We start from the raw sequence: 2337 nt of genomic DNA on the forward strand, positions 1-2337 counted from the left end.
ATTGCTGGGTAAGATCAGTCGTTCTCCTTCTCGATCTTGCGTGTTGCTGGTGGTGTCGAAGTCGATGCAGTTGGAGGTTAAAGCGGAAAGCTGACCGCCCTCACCCGCCAGTTGGTCGGCTCGTGACAAGGACGGCTCGTCCCGCTACAGGGCCGCCTGGGAGCCACCCATACCCACTGGCTCCCCGACAACTCCGATGGCCGCGCTCAAGGGCGAGGTGTCCAGGGTAAGCGGAGTCTTGTGCGAGGTGCTGTAGGCCTTGTTGCCAACCATGATCGAACCGGACCGTTGCTGGACAAGGTAGAGCGGCAGCTTCTCAAGCCCCCTGACGTTTCGAAGCCTCTGCTTCGCGTGCCCTAGGGAACGGTCGCTTATCTGATTTCCCTGCTCATCGCGAAGGGCGACAGTGTATCCTTCGGCGACGGCGCGAAAACGGAAGGACTGCGGCGCTACCGACTCGATATGTAGTTCCGAGATCTGCCCGTCACGTGCAAGTTGTACAAATTTCGAGAATTTCATGGCTACCATCCTTGGCTAGGCTTTCTCGATTTCGGAGTGAAGCTTCAACACCCGGGTACCGTCCTCCTGCTTGATCAGATACGCCGGCGATTGCTTGGTACCTTTCCTCGTGACCTCACTGCCCTGAAGCTTCCTGGTGACTTTCTCCTGGTACTTTCGGGTCACCTGACCTTCCGCCCAGTTGTCGCCCCACTTCCACTTGACCCACTCGCGCTGCTTGTAGTCCGGCATGTCTGAAATCCATTTCCTGTACACATTGCCAAATATTGTACAATTTTTACCACCATGCCATGATGCTTTCGTCGGCACGGATCGCCGACGGCGGATTGGGCCTCGAGACCCAGTTCAGGAGCATCATCCAGACATCGACCGGTCAGGAATACCGGCCAGCGGGAAGCCGAGGATGGCCATCATGAAACATGAGATATGCTGCCCACGCTGCGGGCACCACGAAGCAGCCTCAAACGATGCCGCTCGAGACTGGGACGAGATCAATTGCCTGGAATGTGGCGAGTTCATTGGCACCTGTGATTACCAATTCGCCTTCGCCTCACGCAACCACCGCATGCACACCCTGAGCCAGTCGCTGGAACTGCTCATCGAGATGTCTCGCGATCAGGCGTGGATGCAGACGATAGCCTCTGCAGCTTGACCCGATACTCGCTTTCGCATGGTTCCCTTCGGCCGCTCACCGTGAGCGGCTTTTCTTTCCAACCCCCATCGCCTCACCGTTGCTGCCTTTCACCCGGGCATCGGAAGGAAAGGGTCGACATCATTGAGTTGGTTCCTGTCGCGCGTCACACTGTCCTTTAAGCTGGAGTGTTTCTTTCGAGATGGAGGTAGGTGGGATCGAAGTCACCCGCCTCCTGAAGCTCGTCCCAGTCCAGCACGGTGACATGAGTCCGGGTCACCTTGAGAAGTCCCTGCTGGGCGAGCATCCCGTAGACCCGACTCATATGGACCGAACTGATGCCAAAGGCATCGGCCAGGTTCGCTTGAGTGACTGGGAACTTGAAGGAGTCCCCTTCCGTGAGACCTACCGCTTTGAGACGTATCACCAGCTCACAGACCAGATGCGCCACCCTTCCAAAGGCTTCACACTGACCGATGTTGAGCATCCAGTCTCTATAGATTGCCGCGTCGATCAGCGTCTCGCGCCACAGGGCGACCCCGAGCCGAGGGTAGTTATCGCACACTTGCTGTATCTTCTCGTGGGGGATATATCCCACGGTGCAGGAACTGATCGGTGCGAGGCCAAAATCCATCACTCCAAGATGCAGGCTCTGAATATCGGGGATATCCCCCGGGACATGGATGGCCATGATCTGACGCCCGCCGTCGGACGTCAGTTTGTAGATGCAGGTAAAGCCCTCGATCACCACGCAGCACTGCGTGGGCCGCTCTCCCATGCGCACGATATCGTGACCCGGTCCCAGCGATGCTATCTCCAAGGGCAAATCTCTAAGCGCCCGGATCTCTTCTTTCGACACGGTATGAATACTTTGCAGCCTTCGGATCAGCAAATCGTTCGGCGAAATTGAGCGGGTCATAAGCAAGTTCACATCAGAAGATTGGGCCAAGATAACTACCTGAGAATAGTCGATGCTGTGCCTTTCGCTGCCAGCGGCAGCAAGTCTCTCAGCTACACGGGTCGTCCGCTACCTTGCTTCAACCACCGTGCTCTGGGCTCGAGCCGGGCCCCGGACAGGAGTTGACGTGAAATATCTCCCCCTTGCTGGGGACAAAGCACCAATGGCACTCGAGCTTAACGTATGTTGGGAGCCTCCCCTCCGCGTTGATTTTGATCTTACCCAGCAA

Annotated in this window: 4 protein-coding genes; 1 reads left to right on the top strand and 3 read right to left on the bottom strand. The window is 57.0% G+C overall.

Translation table 11 applies throughout. From position 1 onward, the window contains the following. Positions 1-144: 144 nt before the first annotated feature. Both DOM54_RS19915 and DOM54_RS19920 read right to left on the bottom strand, forming a co-directional pair. Positions 145-519: a DUF6482 family protein gene (locus tag DOM54_RS19915; RefSeq protein ID WP_110717994.1), complete on the bottom strand. Its 375-nt coding sequence runs from the start codon at positions 517-519 to the stop codon at positions 145-147. A 15-nt stretch (positions 520-534) separates the two neighbouring features. Next, positions 535-750 (bottom strand): hypervirulence associated TUDOR domain-containing protein, encoded by a 216-nt coding sequence (locus DOM54_RS19920; protein ID WP_110717995.1) that lies wholly within the window; start codon positions 748-750, stop codon positions 535-537. A gap of 172 nt (positions 751-922) precedes the next feature. Here DOM54_RS19920 and DOM54_RS19925 point away from each other — a divergent pair, with 172 nt between their 5' ends. Further along, on the top strand, positions 923-1171 hold the full coding sequence (locus DOM54_RS19925; RefSeq protein WP_110717996.1) for a hypothetical protein: 249 nt from the start codon (positions 923-925) through the stop codon (positions 1169-1171). A 157-nt stretch (positions 1172-1328) separates the two neighbouring features. Here DOM54_RS19925 and DOM54_RS19930 read toward each other — a convergent pair whose 3' ends face one another. Beyond that, positions 1329-2099: a Crp/Fnr family transcriptional regulator gene (locus tag DOM54_RS19930; RefSeq protein WP_240613984.1), complete on the bottom strand. Its 771-nt coding sequence runs from the start codon at positions 2097-2099 to the stop codon at positions 1329-1331. Positions 2100-2337: the final 238 nt, after the last annotated feature.

Source organism: Salinicola acroporae (assembly GCF_003206615.1).
Classification (GTDB): domain Bacteria; phylum Pseudomonadota; class Gammaproteobacteria; order Pseudomonadales; family Halomonadaceae; genus Salinicola; species Salinicola acroporae.

Coding starts and splice junctions, on each gene's coding strand:
- DOM54_RS19920 (WP_110717995.1), bottom strand. CDS start 750: ATGCCGGACTACAAGCAGCGCGAGTGGGTCAAGTGGAAGTGGGGCGAC.
- DOM54_RS19925 (WP_110717996.1), top strand. CDS start 923: ATGGCCATCATGAAACATGAGATATGCTGCCCACGCTGCGGGCACCAC.
- DOM54_RS19915 (WP_110717994.1), bottom strand. CDS start 519: ATGAAATTCTCGAAATTTGTACAACTTGCACGTGACGGGCAGATCTCG.